The organism is Streptomyces sp. 11-1-2 (assembly GCF_003595545.1).
GTDB lineage: Bacteria > Actinomycetota > Actinomycetes > Streptomycetales > Streptomycetaceae > Streptomyces > Streptomyces hygroscopicus_B.
Genome location: NZ_CP022545.1, coordinates 372,668 through 391,894 on the forward strand (window position 1 = coordinate 372,668; position 19,227 = coordinate 391,894).

Consider the following 19,227-nt stretch of genomic DNA (forward strand, 5'->3'; position numbering starts at 1 on the left):
CTGTACCTGTGAACGTCACCTTGTGGGCTGTCGCGGCCCTGCTCGCCCTGGTCTACCTCGGAGCCGGCGCTGCCAAGCTCGCTCAGCCCAAGGAGAAGCTCCTGGCCAGCCCGTCCATGGGCTGGGCCGAGGACTTCCCGCCAGGGGCGATCAAGACGATCGGTCTGCTCGAGGCCCTCGGCGCGATCGGGCTGATTCTGCCCGCAGCGGTCGACATGGCCCCGGCGCTGGTCCCGCTGGCCGCTTCCGGCCTGGGACTGATCATGTTCGGCGCCGCGATCACCCACGGCCGGCGCGGGGAGGCCCAGTCGGTCGCCGTGAACGTGGTGCTGCTGGCGCTGACCGTTTTCGTGGCCTGGGGCCGATTCGGGCCCCACTCGTTCTGACGGCACCCACAGGAGAACCGCGCGCTTCCTGAACACCGGTTCAGGACCCCGTAACAACCCGGAACACCGCACCGACAAGGACACCCCATGACCAGGATCGGCATCATCCTCGGCAGTACACGCCCCAACCGCAATGGCGAGCAGGTGGCCCAGTGGGGTCCACGGCATCGCCTCCCAGCGCGGCGACACCGAGTTCGAACTCGTCGACCTGCGTGACTACCCGCTGCCGCATCTGGACGAGCCGCTGCCCCCGACGATGGGCCAGTACCAGGGGGAGCACACGAAGAAATGGGCGGCGAAGATCGCCTCCTTCGACGGGTTCGTCTTCGTCACCCCGGAGTACAACCACAGCACATCCGGCGTGCTCAAGAACGCCATCGACTACCTGTACGCGGAGTGGAACAACAAGGCGGTCGGTTTCGTCTCGTACGGCGGGGTCGGCGGGGCCCGGGCCGTGGAGCATCTGCGGCTCGTCGTCGGCGAGTTGCAGATGGCCGACGTCCGTCAGCAGGTGGCGCTCTCGCTGATCACCGAGTTCGAGAACTTCAGCGTCTTCAAGCCCGGCGACTACAACGTGGCCGGGCTCAACACCCTGCTCGACCAGGTGGTCGCCTGGACCGAAGCCCTGGCGCCGCTCCGCGCCGCCGCCTGAACCGCCTCAGGCGCAGCCGGACCCGCCTCCGGGTCCGGCACCCGAAAACCGACGGCCCCCCTGCTTCCACGGCTTGGCCTCGCCGACCTTGATCTTGGGCTTGTGGTCCGCACCCCCGTACGCGGCGAAGCCGGATCGGAACTCGAGGAGCAACCGCCCTCACGGTAGCTGGCGGCCGCGGCCGTCGTCGTAGGGAACGCCGACCTTGGCGGCCAGGCCGGAGATCAACAGCTCCAGGCCGTACTGGAACTCCGCGTCGTCATCGCTGTCGGCCAGATAGGGCGCGGTCGCGGTCAGAAGTGGGTCGCCGGAGGCCGCGATGGCTTCGGTGCGCTGCTGGACCTGGTCGCTGTCCATGGCGCCCAGATAGATGGCGTACCCCAGATCGCGCATGATCGAGCCGACCACGAAGGCGGTGTAGCCGCGCAGGGCGTGGACCATCTCCTCGGGGTCGAGGCGGAGTTCGTCGAAGCAGGACAGCGTGGAGCGGATGGCTTCCAGGGCGGCGGGCGACTGCGTGGGCCGGGTCAGCACCAGGGGGAACGCCTTCGGGTGCTGCTTGGCGGCGGCGCGGAAGGCGGCGGCGTGGGCCCGGATCCGCTCCTGCCATGTTCCGCCCTCCCGCTCGGGAAAGGCGATACCGGCCAGCAGCGCTTCGGCGACGCCGTCGAGAAGGGCGCCCTTGTTCGGTACGTGGCTGTAGAGCGACATGTTCTCGATGTCGAGCTCGGTTGCCAGTTTGCGCAGGGAGAAGGCGTCGGGGCCGTCGCGGTCGATCATCGCCACCGCTGCCGCGATCACCTTTTCGCGGGTCAGGCCGAGCCGCCTGCCACGGCCGGTTCCTCGCGCCGTCATGCGTCACCTTCCCTTGACATCACTTGCGTCGCAAGTCTAGCGTCCCGACCCACAAAACGTGCGGTGCAAGTGTCACGTTGAGTGATCGCACTGGGTTCACGAGCCGACCAGGGAAGGACCCGATCGTTGAAGCTCGCCTGGCAGGACACCGACGTCCTCGACATGCCCACGCTCGGCACCCCGATCACCACCCTCGGCGGCCTCGAGGGCATACCCGGCGGCTACGGCGCACAGCTCAGGTGGGCCCGTACGCGGGCGAAGGCGCTGCGTACCGAGTTCGCGGCGACCGGTACCCCGGACAGCGTGACCACCTGCGACCTGGTGACCCTGCCCTATCCGACGAGGTTCGGGCTCTTCCGTGCCTCCCGGGCCATCGCCCCGTTCCTCGCCATCACCAACCGCATGCTCGTCGTCCGCTGGACCGAGAGCGACGGGCGGCGACGGGTGCTCCTGTTCGAGCCGAGCGATGTCCAACTCGGCCGAAATACCCCGTACTTCGCCGCACTGTCCCGCCGTACACCTGCCCCGGTGCGATCCCTGATGGTCACCGAACACGGCACGGTCCTCGGACACCTGGCCGGGCTCGGCATCGCGCCCGAGGACGTGGACTATCTCCTCTTCGACCACCTGCACACCCAGGACCTGCGCCGGTGGATCGGCACCAGCACACCCCAGCCGGACTTCGGCGACGGTCCCCTCGAGCCGGTCTTCCCTCACGCCAAGGTGATCGTGCAACGGCGTGAACTGCTGGCCATGTCCGAGCTCCACCCGCTTCAGCAGCCCTGGTACCAGCCCGATGCCTACCGGGATGTGCGGCCCGAAGCCTTTCTCGCCGTCGACGGCTCGCTGCTCCTCGGCCCCGGTGTCGCGGTGATCGCCACCCCCGGCCATGTTCTGGGCAACCAGACCCTCCTGCTGAACACCTCCAGCGGCATCTGGGCGTCCAGCGAGAACGCCATCGCCGCCGAGTGCCTGACCCCCGAGCACTCTCGTATGCCCGGCATCGCCCGCTGGGCTCGCGCCTGGCAGCAGGAGGTCGTCCTGAACGCCAACACCATCGAGACGACCGCCGAGCAGTACAACTCGCTCGTCATCGAGAAGACGCTCGTCGACCGCTCCCAGGCCGACCCCCGCTTCCTGCAGTTCTTCCCCTCCAGCGAGCTGACCGCCGCCTGGACCAATCCCGGCACCAGCCCCACCTTCACCCACAAGGCAGTGACCCACCGATGACCACCGTGCTCAGCGACGAGATCCGCGCGTCCCGCCAGAAGCTGGTCCTGGACCACTTCCACGACGAGGTCCGCCAGGAGTGGGACGACGTCCTGGCCACCTTCCCGCATCCGCGCTACGAACTGATCCCCACCATGACGGTCCACGACGGCGACACGGCCGTACGCGGCTACTACCGCGACAGCCGCCACGCCTTTCCCGACCAGGACCACGAGATCATCGCCCTGCGCCACAGCGACGACGCCGTGATCGTCGAATTCTGGCTGCTGGGCACGCACCTCGGCCCGCTGGGCGCGATCCCGCCCACCGGAAACCGCTTCCGGGTCCGCATGACCGCGTACTTCATCTTCGACGACGACGGAGACGGCGGCGAGAACCTCGTCTGCGAACGGGTCTACTTCGACAGCCTCACGCTGCTGAAACAGCTGCTCGGCGGCCTGAACCTGCGCAACCCGCGCAACTGGCTCCTGGCCGTCCGCTGCCTGCGCGGACTCCTCAAGGAAGCCGGCGGCACCCCACACCCCACCCTCGTCAACACGCCGAAGGCCGACCTGTCGTGAAGGTCCACCACCTCAACTGCGGCACCATGCATCTGCGCGGCGGACCGCGTCTGGTCTGTCACGTCCTCCTCCTCGAGACGGACGCACAGGGACTCGTGCTCGTCGACTCCGGCTTCGGCCTCCTGGACATCGCCACCGCCGGCCGCCGCGTGGGCCCGGCCCGCCACTACATCAGACCGGCCCTCGACCCCGAGGAAACCGCCGCCCGCCAGGTCGAACGGCTCGGCTTCCACCGCGACGACGTCCGCCACATCGTCCTCACCCACTTCGACTCCGACCACATCGGCGGCCTCGCCGACTTTCCGCACGCCACCGTCCACGTCACCGCGGCCGAGGCACACGGCGCGATCCACGCCCCCTCCTGGCGCGAACGCCTCCGCTTCCGCCCCGCCCAGTGGGCCCACGGCCCGAGCATCGTCGAACACAGCCCGGAGGGCGACACGTGGCGCGGATTCGCCGCCGCCAAGGAGCTCGACTCCGTCGCGCCCGGCATCGTCCTGATCTCCCTCCCCGGCCACACCCGCGGCCACGCCTGCGTCGCGGTCGACACCGGCACCCGCTGGATCCTCCACGCAGGCGACGCCTTCTACCACCCCGGCACCCTCGACGGCCGCGCCCCCGTGCCCGCGGCCCTCCGCGCCATGGAGACAGCCGTCGCGTACGACCTGGAACAGGTCCGCGCCAACCACGCCCGCCTCAGCGAGCTGCACCGGCGCGCGGAACCCGACCTGACGATCGTCTGCGCCCACGACCCGAGCCTGTACGAAGGGATGCGGGCCGGGCGGGCCGCGTGAGCCCGCCCCTCACCGGGCCGGGACCCGTCACCGTTCAGCTGCCGGGCGTGAGCTCGAGCGTGTCGAGCACTCCGTACACCCCGAGAAACGCGATCGCCACGCTGCTCAGGACGAGGGCGGCGGTCAGCCAGGGGTTGGCGCGGAAGCGCGGCGGGACGCCGGTGTAACGCAGGCGCCAGACCGCGACCACGACCGCGAGCAGGAAGATGCCACCGCCGATGCCGCCGATCTGCACCATCAGGACCGGCGACTGGACCCACAGGAAGATGCACATCCACACCGGGGGCAGGCAGCAGGTGAGGATGCGGATGGTGCGCGTGCGCGAGCGCATGTCGTGCCAGTCGACCACTCCGAGCAGACCGAGGGTGTTGGTCCACAAGCGGGGGACGCTGGCCGACGAGGCGACGGTGACCGAGAAGAGGACGGCGATCGCACCGGCCAGGAAGAGGTACTCCGCCCATGGGCCGAGCGTGTCGGTGTAGATGTGCGACAGCGTGGTGATCATGTCGTTGCCCTCGGGCACCAGGCCCTGCGGGTGGAGCACCGAGGCGCCGATCACGTAGAAGGACAGGGTGCAGAGGGTGCACACGACCCAGGAGACGCCCACGTCCAGCCGCATGACCTTGAGCCAGCCCTCGGCCCGCCGGGCGCGCTGCTCGCTGCCGTCGTCCGGGCCGGTCCAGCGGGCGTAGCCCTTCTCCAGGCACCAGTAGGTGTACGTCGTCATCTCGTCGGCGCCGACACCGGTGATGCCGAACATGGCGAGCGCGATGCCGACCGTGCCCGCGGGTATCTCGAAGCTCAGTCCGCCGGCGAGCTGCTCGGTGCCGTACCCGAAGGCGGTGAACGGCAGGGCGAGGGCCAGGCCGACGGTGATGATCGTCTTGAGGGTGATGCCGATGACCTCGACCCGCTCGACGACGGGGTACTTGCCCGTCTGCAGGATGAGGATGGCGGCGCCGGTCACGATCAGGGCCCAGATCGTCAGCGATGATGTGCTCAGCGACGCGCCGTGGATCGGCAGCAGGATCGAGCAGGCCGCCGCGGTGCCGCCGATGATGCCGCCGCGCTGGAACATCTTGGCGAAGTCCATGCCGATCCAGAGCCAGTTGATCCAGCTCAGCCGGCCGATCCGGGGGCCTACGTCGCGGAAGCCGTCGAGCGCGGGCCGGCCGTTGAGGATGGTCCAGCGGGCCAGCTCCATCTGCACCCACACCTTGACCGCGGTCGAGATGATCACCAGCCACAGCAACGCGAACCCGGCCTTCGCGCCGAGCGAAGTGGTGGTGATCAGTTCCCCGGAGCCGACGACGGCGGCGGACAGCACGAGCCCGGGGCCGAGGTGGCGCACTCGGCCGCGGAAGGTCTCGGGGGCCGGGCGGGCGTCTTCGGCGCGCAGGGCGTACGGGTCGGCCTGCGCGGGTGGCGGCGGCGCCATGGCACCGTCGGTCGTGGTGGACATATCGGATCCTTAGGGGATCTTCCGGCGCCATCGCCGGTATCCGGAATGAGGAAAGGGGTCGTGTCGTGGTGCGGTGTGCGGTGGTGTCTCAGCGCGCCTGGTGGTGCGGCTCCTCGCCCGCCAGGACGCGGACGACGTCCTCGGCCACCATCGCGCCCATGGCCTGGTTGGCCTCGGGCGTGCAGGCGGCCATGTGGGAGGTGAGGAGGGTGCGCGGGGCCTCGCGCAGCGGGTGGTCGGCGGGCAGGGGTTCGGTGCTGAACGCGTCGAGGGCCGCGGCCCCGAGGTGCCCGGAGCCGAGCAGCTCGGCGAGCGCGCGTTCGTCGACGAGGCCGCCGCGCGCGGCGTTGACCAGGATCGCGCCCGGCTTCATCGCCGCCAGGCGGGCGTGGTCGAGCAGCGGGGTGCCGGACGGGTCGGGCGGAGTGTGCAGGCTGACGGCATCGGCGCGCGCCAGCAGGGCGTCGAGCGCGGCCGGTTCGGCGCCGTGCGCACGGACGTCGGCCTCGGAGACGTACGGGTCGTGGGCGAGCGGCTCCATCCCGAAGGCGCGGGCGTAGCCGGCCAGCAGGCGGCCGATGCGGCCGAAGCCGATGATGCCCAGCGTCTTGCCGTGCAGCTCGGGGCCGAACAGCTTCGGCCAGCCGCCCGCCGCCACCGCGCTGTGCGAGGTGGCGAGGGAGCGGGTCGCGGACAGCAGCAGGCCGAAGGTGTACTCCGCCACCGCGCGCGAGTTGCTGCCCGGCGCGCACACCACGGGTATCGCGCGCGCGTGGGCGGCGGCCACGTCGATGGTGTCGACGCCGACGCCGTGCTTGGCGATCACCTTGAGGCGGGGCGCGGCGTCCATCACCTCGGGGGTGATCGGGTCCATGCCGACGATCAGCGCATCCGCCTCGGCCGCGTGCTGAAGCAGTTCGGCGGTGGGCAGCGCGGCGTCCTCGCGGGGGCGCAGGGGACCCGCTCCGGCCTCCTCCAGGATCTGCCAGGGGCGCGCCGAATGCCGGGCGAAGGTGGGCGTGGTGATGAGCGTGGTCGGCATCAGCGGGCCTCGCCGCGTGCCGCCTGAAGGTGGGACGTCGCGATCTGCTGCAGGTGCACGACGTCGGCCGCGACCGTGGCGAATGTGAAGCCCTCGGCGAGGCGACGGGCGGCGCTCTCGCCGTCGGCGTTGTGAATGCCGGCCGCGATGCCCGCCGCCTCGGCCGCCTTGCGGACGCGGGCGAGGGCCTGCTCGAACTCGTCCTGTACGGAGGAGTCGGTGGACGTCGCGCCGCCGATGGCCAGGCGCAGGTCGGACGGGCCGACGTAGACGCCGTCCAGGCCGGGGGTCGCGCAGATCTCCTCGACGTTGGCCAGGCCGTCGGCCGTCTCGATCATCGCGAGGACGGCGGTCTGGTCGTGCGTGTCGGCCGGGTTCGGGCCGATGCGCAGCTGGGCACGCATCGGGCCGTACGAGCGGCGGCCCAGCGGCGGGTAGCGGACGGCGGCGACGGCGTCGGCGGCGTCCTGGGCGTTGTCGATCAGCGGGACGATCACGGCGCTCGCGCCCGCGTCGAGCGCCTTGCCGATGTAGGTGAGGTCGTTGGCCTCGACGCGCACCATGCCGACGGCGGTGCTGCCCTTGGTGTCGGTGGCGAGGAGGTTGTGCAGCATGCCCTGGTAGCCGAAGAGGCCGTGCTGGGCGTCGAAGGCCAGGTAGTCGTAGCCGACGCGGGCGAGGCGCTCGGCGGCGACCGGCGAGTCGAGCAACGACCAGTAGCCGATGAGCCGCTCGCGATTGCGCAGCGCGGCGACGAACTGGGCGGAGGTGCGGCCGGTGGCCATGGGTGTCTCCCTTGCGACGTTGCGAGGTGGGTGGCGAGGTCAGCGGTTGTAGGCGGGCATCGGGCCGCGCAGACGGGCGCCGACCTCGTCGCAGGCGGCCAGGACATCCACGGGCAGCGGGCCCGCGGACGCGGCGGCGATATTGGCCTTCAGGTGCTCGACCTTGGAGCCGCCGAGCAGCAGCGCGTCGGTGGAGGGCCGGGACAGCAGCCAGCGCAGGGCCAGGTCGGTCAGCGGCAGGCCCGCCTCGGAGGCGATGCGGGTGAGGTCGGTGACGGCGCGGAACAAGTCCTCGTTCCAGTACCGCTCGCGGTACATCACGGCCAGCTTGGAGTCGCCGAAGCGCCCGTCGCCCGGGGCCTGCTCGAAGCGGTGGCGGCCGGTGAGCAGGCCGCCGCCGAGCGGGTTGTAGACCATCGTGCGCAGTCCGGTGGTGGCGGCGTACTCCGTGAACTCCTCCTCGATACGGCGCGCGAGGAGATTGTGGAGCTGCTGGGCGACGACGGGGCGGGGTGCGCCGACCTCGTCGGCCACCCGGTTCAGCTCGGCGATCTGCCACGCGGCGAAGTTGGAGACGCCAAGGGCGAGGACCTTGCCGGCCCGTACGAACTCGGCGATGGTCGCCAGGGTCTCGGTGAGCGGTGTCCTGCGGTCCGGCTGGTGCAGGTAGAAGAGATCGACGCGGTCGGTGCCCAAGCGCTTGAGGCTCCCGTCGAGTGCGGCGCGCAGGCCCTCGGGGGAGAGCGGCGCGTGCTCGCCCTGGTCGGGGTGCGGAATGCCCGCCTTGGTGGCGAGGACCACCTGGTCGCGGCGGCCGGGCAGCAGCTCGGCGAGGATGCGCTCGCTCTCACCGCCCGCGTAGCCGTTGGCCGTGTCCACGCCGGTGATGCCCGCGTCGAGCGCGGCGTCCACCATCGCGGCGGCCGTCGCGCGGTCGGCGGTGTCACCGAAGGTCATCGTCCCGAGGACGAGCGGGGACAACGGGACGGGCACGTGCGGGAGTGCGAGGCCGACGGTCACGGCGGGTTCCTTCCGAGGCGGGTGGTGCGGGTAATGCGTGATGCTGGTCGTGCGTAGTGCCGGTCGTGCGGGTGATGCGGTCGTACTCGTAGGCGATCACATGCGTGATGTGCGCATCGCGGGTGGCACCGTACGGCTACCCGGCCTCGACCGGTCGCCGCGGTGGTTCCCGCCGGCGCGCTCCGCCGCGACCGGGTGTGGTGCGATGCGATGTGCTGTGTAAGCCGGTCCGCGTCGCGTCCACGAAGGCGGCCACGGTCCACGGGTGACGGCCGTCGGCGCCATGGGAACGCTCGCACGGTTGCGTAAATCACGCAAGATCTATCGCGCAGTTCACGCAATATATGTCATGATCCTCACCGGGCCGCCTACCGCCGGGCGCGCCCGAGGAGGTTCGATCCCGTGGCTTCCCCGCCCCCACCGCCGCTTCCATCCGCCCCGCCGCCCGTGCTGCCGTACGTCGTCGCGCTCGCGGACGACCTGTCCGGCGCGGCCGAGACCGCCCGCGCGCTCGGCGGTCCCGTCCGTCTGTCGCTCGACGCCGCTGACGTGGCCGGGACCGCTGCCGCGCACGACCTCGTCGTGGACCTGGACACCCGGCACCTGCCGCCCGCGGACGCGGCACACGCCGTGCGGACAGCGCTGCGCGCGGCGCGGGCCGACCCGCCTCCCCTGCTGTACAAGAAGGTCGACTCACAGCTGCGCGGCCGTCTCGCCGCGGAGGCCGCCGCCTACGCCGAGGGCGCCGAGGCCGTCGTCGTCGCCCCCGCGCTGCCCGCGGCCCGGCGCACCGTGATCGGCGGCGTCGTGCATATGAACGGCGTTCCACTGCACCACACGGACGGCTGGCGCGCGGAACGCGCGTCCGCGCCCCGCTCGCTGCCCGAGGCGCTGTCCGGTCTGCCGGTCCGTACGATCCCCCTCGACGTCGTACGGTCCGCACCCGCCGCACTGGACGCGGCGTTCCGGCGGATCGCCGCGTCCGGTGCGCATCCCGCTCCGGACGCCGAGACCGACGCCGACCTGGATGCGGTGGCCGCGGCGGCGCTGCGGCTCGGCCCCGGATTCCGGCTCCTGGGCAGCGGTGGTCTGGCGGCCGCGCTCGGACGCGCGCTGCCGCGTTCCGCTGCCGCCGCGCCCCCGCCCATGCTCGAGCGGGACCACACCCCGTTGCTCTTCGTCGTGGGGACCGCCGAGCCCGGTGCGGTTGCGCAGATCGCGCGCCTCACCGTGCTCGGCGCGCGCCACGTGCCGCTGGACCCGGCTGACGTGGCGGCGGGCACGGTCCGTCTGCCGCCCGCAGCCGCCGCTCCCTCCTTGACCGTGTTGTCCATCGACGGTTCAGCGGGCCCGCGCCCCGGCGCGGGGCGGGCCCTCAGCACCGCCCTGGGTGCGCTCGCCGCCACCTGCCCGGGCCGCCCCGACCTCGTCCTGACCGGCGGCGAGACCGCCCGCGCCACCTTGGACGCCCTGGGCATCCGGGAGTTGGAACCGCTCGGCGAGATCCACCACGGCGCCGTCCACTCCCGCACCCCCGACGGCCGCCACGTCGTCACCCGCCCCGGCAGCTACGGCGGCGAGGACTCGCTGCTGCGCATCGCTGTCGCGCTGCGGCCCCGCCTGGCCGCCTCCACGGCAGCCACCAGAACCTGTCACCGTCCGCCTCCCGCCTAGGAGCTGTTCTCATGCCCACCCCCCTCCCCCTCATCGCCGTCACCATGGGCGACGGTGCCGGCATCGGCCCCGAGGTCGTCGTCGCGGCCCTGCTCGACGACGCCGTCCTGACCCGCTGCCGCCCCGTCGTCATCGGCGACGCGCGGCGGCTGCGCGAGGCCGCCCGCATCCTCGGCCTGGACTGCGAGATCGCCGCCGTCGACCACCCGCGCGACGCGGACTTCACACCCGGCCGCGTCAACGTGGTCGACCTCGGCCTGCTCCCCGCCGACCTGCCCTGGGGCAGGCTGTCGCCGGTCGCGGGTGACGCCGCGTACGCGTACATCGAGCGCGCCGCCGAACTCGCCGTGGCGGGCGAGGCGCACGCCATCTGCACCGCACCTCTCAACAAGGAGGCCCTGCACGCCGCGGGCCACATCTACCCCGGCCACACCGAACTCCTCGCCCACCTGACCGGAACCGAGGAGGTCTCGATGATGCTCTCCACCGAGAAGGTGAAGGTCATCCACGTCACCACGCACATCGGCCTGATCGACGCCGTCAACCGCATCGAGCCGGGCCTCGTCGAGCGCACCGTGCGCCGCGGCCACGAGGCGATGGTCCGCGCCGGCACCCCTGCCCCCGTCATCGGTGTCTGCGGCATCAATCCGCACGCGGGCGAGAACGGCCTGTTCGGCTACGGCGAGGAGGACGAGAAGATCGTCCCGGCCCTTGAGAAGCTGCGCGCCGACGGCGTCGACGCCCGAGGTCCACTCCCCGCCGACACCGCCTTCTTCCTCGCTTCGCGCGGCGACTACGACCTGATCGTGGCGATGTACCACGACCAAGGCCACGGCCCGGTCAAGGTCCTGGGCATCGAGGCGGGTGTCAACCTCACTGTGGGCCTGCCCGTCATCCGCACCTCCGTCGACCACGGCACCGCATTCGACATCGCCGGAACGGGCACGGCGGAGGCCGGCAGCATGGTCGAGGCACTGCGCCAGGCAGCCGGGATGGCCACGGTGCCGACCGCCCCCACGGCCTGAACCGCCGCCCCCCGCCCCGCCGTTACCGCCGCGGCCGAGGGGCGATGCTTCGTCATCCGGCAGTCGCGGAGTCGGTGCCGGCCGGGGGGATGTCCTTGTTGAACCGGAGCAGGTTGTCGGGGTCCCAGGTGGCCTTGACCGCGCGCAGCCGCTGGTGCTTGGCCGCGCTGCCGTGCACTGTGCGGCGCCAGTCCTCACCCAGGTCATCGGTGAGGTTGGGGTAGCCGTTGGTCAAGGAGTGCGGGCGCACAGCCGCGTCGAGGGCCGTCGCCCACTGGGCATACCGCGTGTCGTCCTCGGGCGCGTTCCACATGCCGACCGCCTCCCACAGCCAGGCGGCTCGCTCGCGGGAGAAGGCCACGGCATCCTCGGCGGTGTCCTCGGAAATCGCGCCGCCCATGCACCACAGGTTGATCGTGGTCGCCGCGCCGGGGCCGGACGGCGCGGCGGCGGCGTTCGCGAGGAGGACGTCGATGACCTCGGCGGACAGGGCCGGCAGATAGCCGCCGCGCGCGTTCATGCGCTTGCCGTGCGGGGCCACGGCGTCCAGCATGCGGTTGGCCCGCGACCACGGCATCGTCGTGACGAGGTTGGCCAGCGGGCGCCCGAGCGCGGTGAGCGGCTCGATGACCTCGTCGGCTTGAGCCGGGTCTCCGGTGTAAACGGGAACGAGGACGAGCACCGGTTCGCCGTGTGCTTCCTCGGGCAGCGCCGGCAGCGCGGGGGCGGGTGCGAGCGCGGCGAGCAGGCCCAGCTCCCGCGGGGCCGTGGCCATATGGATCGGCAGCTTGCCGAGGATGTCGGCTACCTGGTCCAAGGGGAAGATCAACTGGCTTGCCACGGCATCGGGGCCGACCGGGTGCGCGCGGTACTCGAATGCCGTGACGACCCCGCAGTTGCCGCCACCGCCGCGCAGAGCCCAGAACAGCTCGGAGTTCTCGGTCTCGTCGCAGCGCACCTTACGGCCATCGACGGCGATCATCTCGCATGCCAGCAGGTTGTCCACGGTGGCGCCGTAGCGGCGCATCAAGTGGCCTATACCGCCGCCGAGGGTCAGTCCGGCGACGCCGGTCGCGCTGACCGTTCCGGCGGGCACGGCCAGGCCGTACCGCTGAGTCGCGGCGTCCAGCTCACCCAGCAGAACACCGGGTTGGGCCCGTACCACCCGGGTGCGGGGGTCGACGGTGATCGCCTTCATCGGCGACAGGTCGACGACCAGCGTGCCACCGGGCATGGCGTACCCGTCCGAGCCGTGCCCGCCACCGCGCACGGCCACCGGGATACGGCGGGCGAAGGCGTGGCGCAGGACGGTCGCCACGTCGTCCTCGTTCGCGCACCGCGCGATCAGCGCGGGCCCTTCGTCGGCGGCGCGGCCCTGGTACAGGGCGCGTGCCGTGTCCCGCCCGGGTCACCCGCTGACACCATCCGCACCGCGGGACACCGCGTCGAGCCGACGTCCCGCGTCACAGGCGGCTCATCCAGCCGGCGCCAGCCCCTCCGGCAAGCGCGGCCGCGAGAGTGAGCGGCCGACAGGAAACCCGACGGTCCGTTAGATGAAGTCCGCCAACCCGGAGTTCGAGGAACGGCGGCGGCTGCTTGGTGGAGGGGCCCGGCGGGCGATGCCGGAAGCGCCCCATCTACGCGGCAGGCGAACCGCGCCGGCGGACCGCTGTGCCATCATTCGGTGGTCCATTCCTGGAGCCACCGGCGCAGCCGTGGCGTGGCCCATGCAGTCACCGAGCAGGAGAGCCCATTGGCCAGTGCAGCCCCGCAAGGCGTCCCCCTCCCGCCACCCGGACCCGGTGCCATGCCCCTGCCCCCAGAGCTCGATCCGGCGGCCGTCAAGCGATGGCGCTCTTCCTCGGGAGCGGTGGTCGACTTGCTGGCCCAGGCGCGCGAGCTCGGCGGGGTCAGCGCGGTGCGCCTCGGCCCGCGCCCCACGGTGCTGGTCACCGCCCCAGAGGCGGTACAGCACGTCCTCGCCCATCATCCCGACCGCTACGTCAAGCGCTCCCATCGGGCCCGCGTGCTGGTTGGAGACGGCGTGCTCTCGGCCACCGGAGAACCGTGGAAGCGTCAGCGCCGCCTTCTGCAGACCCAGTTCACCGGCGCAGGGATCCGCCGCTACGAGCAGCGGATCGTCGGCGCCGCGCGCCGCGCCGCCGACCACTGGGCGCAGTGCGCCCGTACCGGCACACCGACCGACGTCGGCGAGGACATGCGCTTCTTCGCCCTGGACACCATCTGGCGTTCCCTTACCGGCCACCCCCTCGACGAGACCACGAACCGCGAACTCGCCGCCGTCGAGGCGGTAGGCGCCGCCCTTCCGACCACCCCGTCCGCGTCCGCCGACGCAGCCGAGCTGCGCGCCGCCGTGGCCGCGGACCTCGCGAGAATCGACGCCGTCGCCGAACAGGCGATCGCGGCCGCCCGCCGAGGGGAGTCGGGACCGGAAGGCCCCGGCCTGCTGCGCGTCCTGGTGGACGCCGGAAAGAGCTGCCCCGAATACACCGACCAGCTGATCCGCGACGAACTGGTCACCCTGCTCGCCGCCGGTCACGAGACCACTGCCAAGACGCTGTCCTGGCTGTATCTGCTGCTCGACCGCCATCCCGACGCCCGCCACCGGGCCCTGGGCGCGGGAGCCGTGGGCTCACCCGAGCGCGGGAGGGCCATCCGGGCTCTCGTCTCGGAGACCCTGCGGCTCTACCCCGCGGTGTGGCTGATCCCCCGTCACGCCACCGAAGACGACACCATCGCCGGCTACCGCGTCGCGGCCGGCACTGACATCTTCGTGTGCCCGTACCTCACCCATCGCGACCCGGCGCTCTGGCCCGAACCCGAGCAGTTCGACCCCGAACGGTTCACCACCGCGGACGAGGACCGCCGCCCCTCCCGGCACGGCGAGTACTACCCGTTCGGCATCGGCGCCCGGGCCTGCCTGGGCGCGCAGTTCGCCATGCGCGAGATGACCGTCGTCCTGGAGCATCTGCTGCCCGCCTTCACCCCCTCCTTCCACGCCGTCCCGACATCGGCCGTCTTCGGGATCACCGTCCGCCCCGACGGTCCGACCCCCGCCACCATCACGCTCAATCCGGACGGCTCATAGAGCACCATCCCCGTCGGCCTGACGCACCAGCTTCACGGGTCGGCCTCCTGCTTCATCAAAGGAACTGAGCGGGCGGGGACTCCGGTTCGTGCGGTTACGCCGCCTTCGGCTGTGGACGCCAGGTGCCGTCGAGCGGAATGCCGGCGGCCGCCGCGACCTGGTCGCGGGATGCCACCAGTCGTGCCTTGAGCGCGGGCAGGTCCACGTCCACCAGCACACCGTCCCGCTTGACGACGCGGCCCGCGACGAGAACCGTGTCGACCAGGCCGGGGTGACCGGCTGCGACGATCGTGCCGACCGGATCGGTGACCGGGAGCACGGTGATGTCGTCGGCACGCAGCAGGATCACGTCGGCGTCCTTGCCGGGGGTGAGGCTGCCCGTGCGGGCGGCGAGTCCCAGCGCATGGGCGCCGTCGACGGTGGCGAACTCCAGCAGGTCCCGGGAGTTGAGGCCGCCGTCCAGGCCGCGCTGTACGACGAAGGTGGTGCGCATGGTGGCGAACATGTCGCCGCCGACGGAGGGGACGTCGTCGATGGAGAGTGTCGGGCGCAGCCCGGCGGCCAGCATCCGGCCGGTCATCGGCCAGCCGAACCCCATCCTCAGCTCGACGTCCGGGCTGATCGACACCGAGCCGCCGGCGTCGGCGAGCATCCGCAGCTCGTCGTCGCCGAGCCCGTTGACGTGTACGAACGTCGTGGTGTCCCGCAGCAGGCCGTGCTCGTGCAGATCGGCGACCGGGCGGCGGGTGCCGTCGGACTCGACGTGCAGGCTGGTGCGCAGGCCGAGTTCGGCCGCCAGCCTCAGCTCCTCGGCGACGGTGTCCATGGAGGTGTCCTCCGCACCGCGCAGCCCGAACGACATGGTGACCAGGCCGTCCCCGGGAAGTGCGGAGCGCACACGGCGGATCTCGGTCTCGACCGAGCCGGTGGTGCCCCACCCCGCGCCGTGGCAGAAGACCGACCGTCCGGCTGTGTCGCGCAGCGCCGCGACGGCGGCGTACGCGTGCTCGGGGCTCTGCGCGCAGTGGAACCAGTCCAGCATCGTGGTCACACCGGAGTGCAGAGCCTCCAGCCGGCCGAGCAGGGTGCCCAGGTAGACGTCCTCGGGCCGGAAATGAGGCTTGAGCGTGGCGTGCATCGCCACCGCCCACTCGGGGAACGTCCAGTCCGCGCCGATACCTCGGAACGCCGTCTGCCAGGTGTGCCGGTGGGTGTCGACGAAGCCGGGCATGACGATCCGGTCGGTCGCGTCGATCGTCTCGGCGTCCGGAGCCTCGATCGCCTCGGCCACCTCGACGATCACGCCGTCCTCGATCAGCACGTCACCGCGTTCGAGATCGCCGACGGCCGGGTCCATGCTGACCACGGTGCCGCCGGTAAGCAGGATCCTCATCTGAAAACTCCTCTGCGAAAGGGGGTTGTCTGCTCGAGTGGATGACTCGGTCAAGGGTTGTTGGTCAGCACGTCGATGTGAGCCGATCTCGGCAACTTCGGCAGGAAATTGCGCCGGAGTGGGGCATGAGCTTGTGGTACACGGGCCGATTGAGCAATAGTCTGCCTCTATGGATGATGTGGATCGGTCCATCCTCGCCGTGCTCGAAAAGCACGGGCGGATCAGCAACGCCGAGCTCGCAGCCCGGGTCGGCCTGTCGCCGTCACCCTGCCTGCGGCGCGTGAACCGGCTTGAGGAAGCAGGAGTGATCCGCGGCTACCGGGCGGAGATCGACCCCGCGGCCCTCGGCCGCAGCCTCCGCGTGTTCGCCGGTGTCCGGCTCATGAGGCACAAACGCGCGGACGTGGCCGCGTTCGAACGCGCGGTCGTCCAACTGCCCGAGGTGGTTCACGTCCATCACGTCACCGGCAACTACGACTACCTGCTTCAGGTCGAGGTCGCCGACCTGACCGCATATGAGGACTTCCACGCCAACCGGCTGGCCGACCTTCCCGGCGTCGCCATGGTGAACAGCTACGTCACCATGAAGACGCTCTCCACCCCCACCCCGTGAGTGCCGGACCACCTCGATCGCGCCGTCGGAGGGGAGTCACCACGTCTCTCCCCGCGGATCATCTCACCGCGTCGGCCGCGGCGAGTGCGTCGGCGACCAGGTCGGCCGTGTCCTCCGTGCCCGCGGCCAGCCGGACCAGGCCCAGCGGAACCGATTCCGCGATCTGTTCCTCGCTGAGCATCCCGCGCCACATGGACGCCGGATGCACGGCCAGCGATTCCACGCCGCCGAGGCTGGCCGACCGGCGGGGGTAGCGCAGCCGGCCGAGGAAGGCGTCGGCCGTCTCGAAGCCGCCGGCGAACTCGATGCCGAGCACCCCGCCGAAACCGCTCATCTGGCTTGCGGCCAGCTTGTGCCGCGGGTGGGAGGCCAGACCGGGATAGTGCACCTTCGCCACCGCTGGATGCTTGTTCAGCGCCTCCGCGAGCGCCAGGCCGTTGGCGTTGTGCCGCGGCACCCGCAGCGGCAGGGTGCGCATGCCGCGCAACAGCAGCCACGCGTCGATCGGGCCGAGCGTGGCACCGGTGAGCAGGCCGACGTCCCAGATGCGGTCCAGGAGCTCTGCCGGCCCGGCCAGCACTCCGGCGGAGACGTCCGAATGGCCGTTGAGGTACTTGGTCGCGCTGTGCCAGACCAGATCGATGCCGAAGTCCGCCGGTCGCTGGTTCAGCGGAGTCGCGAAGGTGTTGTCCGCCATCGTCAGTACGTTGTGCGCGCGGGCCAGGTCCGCGACGGCGCGCAAGTCGGTGATCTGCAGCAGCGGATTGCTCGGGGATTCCAGGAGGATCAGACGGGTCCGCGGGGTCAGTGCCTTCGCGAACGCCTCCGGGTCGGTCTGGTCCACCAGGGTGGTCGACACACCGAGGCGAGGCAGCATGTTCAGCAGCACCGACGCCGTGCCCCCGTAGGTGGACTTCTGCCCGATGACGTGGTCGCCCGCGGACACCAGGGCCAGCACAGCCGTGGTGAGCGCGGCCATCCCGGACGCGGTGACCATGGCCGCCTCGGTGCGCTCCAGTTCGGCGACGACGGTGGCGACCTGTGCGTGGTTGGGGTTGCCGAAGCGGGTGTAGAAGTCCTTGCCCCGCGGGTCGACGGCGACCCGCGCGAACGTGTCGCCGTCCTCGGCCCAGAACGTCGCCGTCTGGTAGATGGGCGGTGCCACGGCACAGCTGGGATGGACTTCTCGATCGGCGTGAACGGTGATGGTGCTCTTGCCCGGCATGGCTGCCCTTCCGTGGACCGTCGGTGTGACGCCATGAAGCGTGGCCGACCGGCGCTCCCGCATGACCGGATCCTGGCAACTTTGGCAGCACATTGCGCTCGGAGCAGGCGCATGATTGTGGTAGTCGAGCCACGTGAGCAATAATCTGCCACCCCGGAGGAAGTAGGCCAGTCGATTATGGCCCTGCTCGAACAGCACGGTCGGATCAGTGAAAAGTCGGCCCGGATCAGGGAAAGAGCCGTTGGCGCCCGCCCTTCGTGGACTCCCGGGCGTGCAGCCAGTGCGGAGCCGTATGCACCTCGAACGGCAGGGGCACGTCCGAGCGGATGCGGGCCGCCAGGCACTTCACGGCCAGTGAGGCGATGGCGGTCTTGTCGGGGACCACGGACGTGAGGGACGGCGTGCTGTAGAGCGCCTCGTCGGAGCCGTCGATGCTCGCCACGGCGACGTCGTCCGGGATGTTCAGCCCCGCTTCGAACAGGGCGCGTTGGGCGCCGACGGCCAGCAGATCGCTGAAGCAGAAGACCGCGTCAGGGCGTACGCCGGCCGGCAGGGCGATCAGGGCGCGCATCGCCAGCAGGCCGTTGCGCCGGTCGAACTCCTTGATGGCGGGCGCGAGCCGCGGGTCGTAGGTCACCCCCGCCTCGTGCAGGGCGAGTTGGAAGCCCTCCAGGCGTTGACGACTGGTCGCCGACGCCTGCTGGTCCACGCCGATGGCGGCGATCCGCGTACGGCCGAGGCCGGCCAGGTGCGCGGTGGCGTCGCGCGCCGCCGCGACGTTGTCGATCAGGACGTGGTCGGCCCCCACCTGGTCGCGCTCGTAGCTGCGCTCGCCGAGCAGGACCAGCGGGAACTCGTTGGCCACGGCGGCGAGTTCGTCGGGCGAGACACGCAGGGGCGACAGGATCACGCCGTCCAGCAGTGACGCGCCGACACCGGTGGCCAGGCGCAGTTCCTCCGTCGCGTCGCCCAACGTCTCCTCGATCAGGACGGTCAGGTCCAGCTGCGCGGCCTCGGCCCGTACGTGCTGGGCGAGTTCGGCGAAGTACGGCGTGGCCAGATCCGGCACGGCGAGGCCGATCAGGCCGCTGTGCCCGGTGCGCAGGCGGCGGGCCGACGGGTTCGGCCGGTAGCCGAGCTCGTGCACCGCCTTCAGCACACGCTTCCGCGTGGTCTCGGATACGCGGGGAGCATTGCGTACAACGTTGGACACGGTCTTGATCGAGACCCCTGCCCGCTCCGCCACGTCCTTGAGTGTCACCGCGGCCACTGGCCGACCTCCTCACCTGTGTTTCTCCACATTATGCAGGGTCCTCGGCGGGCCGTCAGCGCCGGGGCGGCTCGGAATCCCGTTCCGGACGAGGGGTTGACCGTGGCGCGATTTCGCGGTTACAACGTTGGA

General features: G+C 71.3%; 17 protein-coding genes and 1 pseudogene. 9 read left to right on the forward strand and 9 right to left on the reverse strand.

From position 1 onward, the window contains the following. Positions 1–8 precede the first annotated feature (8 nt). Entirely contained in the window at positions 9–386 is a 378-nt protein-coding gene (locus CGL27_RS01810) for a DoxX family protein (protein WP_119983952.1), read from the forward strand. A gap of 87 nt (positions 387–473) precedes the next feature. Continuing rightward, a pseudogene (locus tag CGL27_RS01815) lies at positions 474–1,038 on the forward strand (NAD(P)H-dependent oxidoreductase). A gap of 159 nt (positions 1,039–1,197) precedes the next feature. On the opposite strand, the gene CGL27_RS01820 reads toward CGL27_RS01815, so the two are convergent. Continuing rightward, positions 1,198–1,893, reverse strand: a complete 696-nt coding sequence (locus tag CGL27_RS01820; RefSeq protein WP_119983953.1) for a TetR/AcrR family transcriptional regulator C-terminal domain-containing protein — start codon at positions 1,891–1,893, stop codon at positions 1,198–1,200. Positions 1,894–2,019: 126 nt separating this feature from the next. Between CGL27_RS01820 and CGL27_RS01825 the strand changes: the two genes are divergently transcribed. Genes CGL27_RS01825 through CGL27_RS01835 form a run of 3 tightly spaced genes read left to right on the forward strand, consistent with a single transcriptional unit; the run spans position 2,020 to position 4,477 of the window. Beyond that, positions 2,020–3,123 carry a hypothetical protein gene (locus CGL27_RS01825; protein ID WP_240450318.1) on the forward strand — a complete coding sequence of 368 codons (1,104 nt, stop codon included), beginning with the start codon at positions 2,020–2,022 and terminating at the stop codon, positions 3,121–3,123. Continuing rightward, positions 3,120–3,683 (forward strand): ester cyclase, encoded by a 564-nt coding sequence (locus CGL27_RS01830; RefSeq protein ID WP_119983955.1) that lies wholly within the window; start codon positions 3,120–3,122, stop codon positions 3,681–3,683. The genes CGL27_RS01825 and CGL27_RS01830 overlap by 4 nt, the downstream gene beginning before the upstream one ends. Next, positions 3,680–4,477 carry an MBL fold metallo-hydrolase gene (locus tag CGL27_RS01835; RefSeq protein WP_119983957.1) on the forward strand — a complete coding sequence of 266 codons (798 nt, stop codon included), beginning with the start codon at positions 3,680–3,682 and terminating at the stop codon, positions 4,475–4,477. Before CGL27_RS01830 ends, CGL27_RS01835 begins: the two co-directional genes overlap by 4 nt. A 34-nt stretch (positions 4,478–4,511) precedes the next feature. Here CGL27_RS01835 and CGL27_RS01840 read toward each other — a convergent pair whose 3' ends face one another. The 4 genes from CGL27_RS01840 to CGL27_RS01855 form a co-directional block, all read right to left on the reverse strand. Next, a complete protein-coding gene (locus tag CGL27_RS01840; RefSeq protein ID WP_119983958.1) occupies positions 4,512–5,939 on the reverse strand; it encodes an Nramp family divalent metal transporter in 1,428 nt (475 codons plus the stop codon). Between the two features lie 88 nt (positions 5,940–6,027). Beyond that, entirely contained in the window at positions 6,028–6,981 is a 954-nt protein-coding gene (locus CGL27_RS01845) for a phosphoglycerate dehydrogenase (protein ID WP_078638155.1), read from the reverse strand. Further along, positions 6,981–7,766: an aldolase/citrate lyase family protein gene (locus CGL27_RS01850; RefSeq protein WP_078638156.1), complete on the reverse strand. Its 786-nt coding sequence runs from the start codon at positions 7,764–7,766 to the stop codon at positions 6,981–6,983. The genes CGL27_RS01845 and CGL27_RS01850 overlap by 1 nt, the downstream gene beginning before the upstream one ends. A gap of 39 nt (positions 7,767–7,805) precedes the next feature. After that, positions 7,806–8,786 (reverse strand): aldo/keto reductase, encoded by a 981-nt coding sequence (locus CGL27_RS01855; RefSeq protein WP_119983960.1) that lies wholly within the window; start codon positions 8,784–8,786, stop codon positions 7,806–7,808. A 402-nt stretch (positions 8,787–9,188) separates the two neighbouring features. Here CGL27_RS01855 and CGL27_RS01860 point away from each other — a divergent pair, with 402 nt between their 5' ends. Then, entirely contained in the window at positions 9,189–10,460 is a 1,272-nt protein-coding gene (locus CGL27_RS01860) for a four-carbon acid sugar kinase family protein (protein WP_119983962.1), read from the forward strand. 11 nt (positions 10,461–10,471) lie between these two features. Next, positions 10,472–11,485: a 4-hydroxythreonine-4-phosphate dehydrogenase PdxA gene (pdxA, locus tag CGL27_RS01865; RefSeq protein ID WP_119983964.1), complete on the forward strand. Its 1,014-nt coding sequence runs from the start codon at positions 10,472–10,474 to the stop codon at positions 11,483–11,485. 52 nt (positions 11,486–11,537) lie between these two features. Here the strand turns inward: pdxA and CGL27_RS01870 are convergent, their stop codons facing one another. Next, a complete protein-coding gene (locus CGL27_RS01870; RefSeq protein ID WP_119983966.1) occupies positions 11,538–12,869 on the reverse strand; it encodes an FAD-binding oxidoreductase in 1,332 nt (443 codons plus the stop codon). Between the two features lie 423 nt (positions 12,870–13,292). Here CGL27_RS01870 and CGL27_RS01875 point away from each other — a divergent pair, with 423 nt between their 5' ends. Beyond that, on the forward strand, positions 13,293–14,594 hold the full coding sequence (locus CGL27_RS01875; protein WP_119983968.1) for a cytochrome P450: 1,302 nt from the start codon (positions 13,293–13,295) through the stop codon (positions 14,592–14,594). A 94-nt stretch (positions 14,595–14,688) separates the two neighbouring features. On the opposite strand, the gene CGL27_RS01880 is transcribed toward CGL27_RS01875, so the two are convergent. After that, positions 14,689–15,987 (reverse strand): amidohydrolase family protein, encoded by a 1,299-nt coding sequence (locus CGL27_RS01880; RefSeq protein ID WP_119983970.1) that lies wholly within the window; start codon positions 15,985–15,987, stop codon positions 14,689–14,691. Between the two features lie 169 nt (positions 15,988–16,156). On the opposite strand from CGL27_RS01880, the gene CGL27_RS01885 reads away from it, so the two are divergent. After that, positions 16,157–16,600, forward strand: a complete 444-nt coding sequence (locus CGL27_RS01885; protein WP_078638161.1) for an Lrp/AsnC family transcriptional regulator — start codon at positions 16,157–16,159, stop codon at positions 16,598–16,600. A gap of 58 nt (positions 16,601–16,658) precedes the next feature. Here the strand turns inward: CGL27_RS01885 and CGL27_RS01890 are convergent, their stop codons facing one another. Then, complete coding sequence (locus CGL27_RS01890) at positions 16,659–17,825, reverse strand: aminotransferase class I/II-fold pyridoxal phosphate-dependent enzyme (RefSeq protein ID WP_119983972.1); 1,167 nt, start codon at positions 17,823–17,825, stop codon at positions 16,659–16,661. A gap of 226 nt (positions 17,826–18,051) precedes the next feature. Further along, positions 18,052–19,095: a LacI family DNA-binding transcriptional regulator gene (locus CGL27_RS01895; RefSeq protein WP_119983974.1), complete on the reverse strand. Its 1,044-nt coding sequence runs from the start codon at positions 19,093–19,095 to the stop codon at positions 18,052–18,054. Positions 19,096–19,227: the final 132 nt, after the last annotated feature.